Genomic DNA, 3,616 nt, shown 5'->3' with positions numbered 1-3,616 from the left:
CGACGCTCGTGATCGACCACCACGTCTCCAACGCCGGGTTCGGCACGGCCTGGTACGTCGAGCCCGACGCCGAGGCGACCGCGGTGATCGTCCTGGGCCTCCTCGACGCGCTCGGCGCGCCCGTCGACCTGCCGATCGCCCGCTGCCTCTACGCGGGGCTGGTCACCGACACCCGCAACTTCCGTGCCGCCTCGCCGGCCACCCACGACATGGCAGCACGCCTGCTCGTCGCGGGGGTGGACGCGGAGGCGGTCACCCGCCCGCTGCTGGACACGCACCCGTTCTCGTGGCTCGCGATGCTCTCGGCGGTGCTGGGCACCGCCACCCTCGAGCCCGACGAGGCCCGCGGGCTCGGCCTGGTGTGGGCCTGCGCGCGGGCCGAGCACATCGCCGCCGGCCGGCAGGAGGAGGTGGAGAGCATCATCGACGTGCTGCGCACCACCGCCGAGGCCGAGGTCGCAATGGTGCTCAAGGAGGTCGGGCCGTCGCGCTGGACCGCCTCGCTGCGCGGTAAGGGCCGGCTCGACGTGGCCGCGGCCGCGATCGCCATGGGCGGCGGGGGACACCGGGCGGCCTCCGGGTTCACCGTCGCGAGCCGCCGCCCCGACGGCGCCGACGTGGTGGCCGACGTCCGCCGGGCCCTGGCGGCGGCGCCCCTGCTGTGAGCATCACGCTCGACGCCGGGCCGGTCCGGGTCCTGTCGCTCTCGGCGGCCGCCCTCGTCGTCCTGGTCGCCGAGCCGCTCTACCTGCTCGTGGACACCGCCGTCGTCGGGCGCCTCGGCGCGGTGCCGCTGGGGTCGCTCGCCGTCGGCGCGGTCGTCCTCGCGCAGGTGTCCTCGCTGGGCACGTTCCTCGCCTACGGCACGACGGCCCGCGCCGCCCGCGCGTTCGGCGCCGGCCGGCGGGACCGGGCGATCTCCGAGGGCGTCGCGGCGACGTGGCTCGCGCTGCTGGCGGGCCTCGCCGTCGTCGTGGTGGGGCAGCTGGTCGCGCGGCCGGTGGCGCAGGCGCTGGGTGGCGGCGGCCCGCTCACCGACGGCGCGGTCGCCTGGATGCGGATCGCGCTGTGCGGGGCGCCGGGGATCCTCGTCGCGATGGCCGGGAACGGCTGGATGCGCGGGGTGCAGTCCACGCGCGCCCCGGTGGTCGTCGTGCTGGCCGGCAACGGCGCGTCGGCGCTGGCGTGCCCGCTCCTCGTGCACGGGCTCGGCGGGTGGCCGGGCCTCGGGCTCGAGGGCTCCGCGATCGCCAACGTCGGGGCCCAGTCGGTGGTGCTGCTGCTCTTCGGCGCCGCCCTGGTCCGCGAGGCGGTCCGGCTGCGGGTGCCGCTGCGCCCGGTGCCCGCCGACCTGCGCGCCCAGCTCGGGCTCGGCCGGGACCTGCTCCTGCGCAGCCTCGCCTTCCAGGCCTGCTTCCTGTCCGCGACCGCGGTGACGGCGCGGTTCGGGGCGGCGTCGGTCGCAGCGCACCAGGTCGTGCTGCAACTCTGGGCGTTCATGGCGACGGTGCTGGACTCGCTCGCCATCGCCGCCCAGCAACTGGTCGGCGCGGCGCTGGGGGCGTCGTCGCGCTCCTCCGCCCGGACGGTCACCGGCCGGGTGACCCGCTACGGGCTGGTGCTCGGCGTCGTCGCGGGTGTGGTGTTCGCCGCACTCGCGGACCTCCTGCCGCGGGTGTTCAGCCCGGACCCGACGGTGCTGGCGACCATCCCCTCCGCGTGGTGGTTCTTCGTCGCGCTGCAGCCCGTGGCCGGCTACGTCTTCGCCCTCGACGGGGTGCTCCTGGGCGCCGGGGACGCCGCCTTCCTGCGCAGACTCACGCTCGGGTCGGCCGTGGTGGGCTTCCTGCCCCTGATCTGGCTCTCGCTCGCGTTCGGATGGGGGCTCGCGGGGGTGTGGGCCGGGCTGTCCCTGTTCATGATCGGCCGGGCCCTCGGCGTCGGGCTCCGGGCCCGCGGCGACCGGTGGCTGGTGCCCGGGGGCCTCTGAGCAGCCGCGACGGATGCGGGGCAGGATGCCGGGCGAGGAACGTCCACCGCTCGAGGAGGTCTCGGAGACCATGACCGCTCCCAGTTCCCGCGTCGCCGTCGTGACGGGTGCCGCCCGCGGGCTCGGCGCCGCGACCGCGCTGCGCCTCGCCGCCGACGGCATGGCCGTCGCGGTGATCGACCTCGAGGAGAGCGCGGCGAAGGGCACCGCCGACGCGATCACCGAGGCCGGCGGGCGCGCGATCGGGGTCGGCGCGGACGTCGCGGACGCCGCGGCCGTCGACGCCGCCGTCGAGCGGATCGTCGCCGAGCTCGGCCCGCCGACGGTGCTGATCAACAACGCCGGGATCACGCGGGACAACCTGCTGTTCAAGATGACCGAGAACGACTGGGACTCGGTGATGGGCGTGCACCTGCGCGGCTCGTTCCTGATGACCAAGGCCTGCCAGGGCCACATGGTCGCCGCGCAGTGGGGCCGGATCGTCAACCTGTCCTCGACGTCCGCGCTCGGCAACCGCGGGCAGGTGAACTACTCGGCGGCCAAGGCCGGGCTGCAGGGGTTCACCAAGACCCTGGCCATCGAGCTGGGCCGGTTCGGCATCACCGCGAACTGCGTGGCCCCGGGGTTCATCGCCTCGGAGATGACGCGGGCGACCGCGGAGCGCCTCGGGCAGGACTGGGAGGAGTGGCAGGCCGCCCGGGCCAAGGAGATCCCGGTGCAGCGCGTCGGCGTGCCGGAGGACATCGCCAATATGGTGGCCTTCTTCGTCGGCGAGTCGGCCGGCTACGTCTCCGGCCAGGTCATCTACGTCGCGGGCGGCCCCAAGACCTGACCCGGGCCACGCTGTCGGGGGTCCGTGCTCTGCTGTGGCCGTGAGCGGGACACGGCAGGGTGGGGATGCGCGGGCCCTCGCGTGGCTGCGCGGGGTGGCCGACCGGTGGGCCGCGGTCGGGATCCTCGGGCTGCTCGAGGACGCCGTCGCCGCGGTCTGGGAGCGCAACGTCGCGCGGCACGATCCGGAGGTCGCGGGGGACACCCCGGTGACGCTCGGGATCACGTCGTCGGAGAACCTGCGGACGGTTCTGCTTCGCGCGGCGCCGGAGTGGGAGCCCCGGGGCGTGCTGATCGGCGCCCCGCTCAACTCCCTGGCGGTGGCGCACGACGGGGTGGTGCTCCACCTGATGAAGGCCCCCGACGGGTCGGGCGCCCGCCCGGACTTCGCGACGCTGCGCTGGGTCGGCGAGGTGCGCGAGGCGGCGGCGACGGACAACGGGCTGGTCTACGCCCCGGCTCCCGACGACCGCACGGGTCAGCTGTGGTTCGACGGTTTCGGCGTCCCGCCGCCGGAGCCCGACGACGGGCACGTCGGGCTGCGCCACGTCGTCCTGGTCTGGACGGGGGACCAGGCCACCTCGACCACCACGGGCTGGCTCGCCGTCCCCTGGGAGCACGACACCGGCCCGACCTGGCTCGCGGCGGTGCCGATCTGGGCCCACGGGCCGGACGAGGTCCCCGCGCCGCGGCGGGTGCACGCCGTCTCGATCTCGTTCGAGGACGTGACCGCGGGGGACGGGCGGCGCGAGGGGCATGATGCCCGGCGATGAACGCGCGATCCCCCCGCCGGCC

4 protein-coding genes are annotated in these 3,616 nt (G+C 75.8%); all 4 read left to right on the top strand.

Annotated features, from left to right (window positions below):
* Positions 1–665 (top strand): DHH family phosphoesterase (locus AC0CYZ_RS17230; protein ID WP_472217507.1); only part of this gene is annotated, 665 nt, incomplete at its 5' end.
* Positions 662–1,990 carry an MATE family efflux transporter gene (locus tag AC0CYZ_RS17225; RefSeq protein ID WP_472217505.1) on the top strand — a complete coding sequence of 443 codons (1,329 nt, stop codon included), beginning with the start codon at positions 662–664 and terminating at the stop codon, positions 1,988–1,990. The genes AC0CYZ_RS17230 and AC0CYZ_RS17225, both read left to right, overlap by 4 nt.
* Before the next feature lie 70 nt (positions 1,991–2,060).
* A complete protein-coding gene (gene fabG, locus AC0CYZ_RS17220) occupies positions 2,061–2,822 on the top strand; it encodes a 3-oxoacyl-ACP reductase FabG (RefSeq protein ID WP_472217503.1) in 762 nt (253 codons plus the stop codon).
* A gap of 40 nt (positions 2,823–2,862) precedes the next feature.
* Positions 2,863–3,594: a hypothetical protein gene (locus AC0CYZ_RS17215; RefSeq protein ID WP_472217501.1), complete on the top strand. Its 732-nt coding sequence runs from the start codon at positions 2,863–2,865 to the stop codon at positions 3,592–3,594.
* Positions 3,595–3,616 lie beyond the last annotated feature (22 nt).

This window comes from Actinomycetospora sp. (assembly GCF_055612215.1).
This window is presented reverse-complemented; position numbering and strand designations above follow the sequence as displayed.

What these genes read in the sequence shown, in the direction of transcription:
- fabG (WP_472217503.1), top strand. Translation starts at nt 2,061, where the DNA reads ATGACCGCTCCCAGTTCCCGCGTCGCCGTCGTGACGGGTGCCGCCCGC.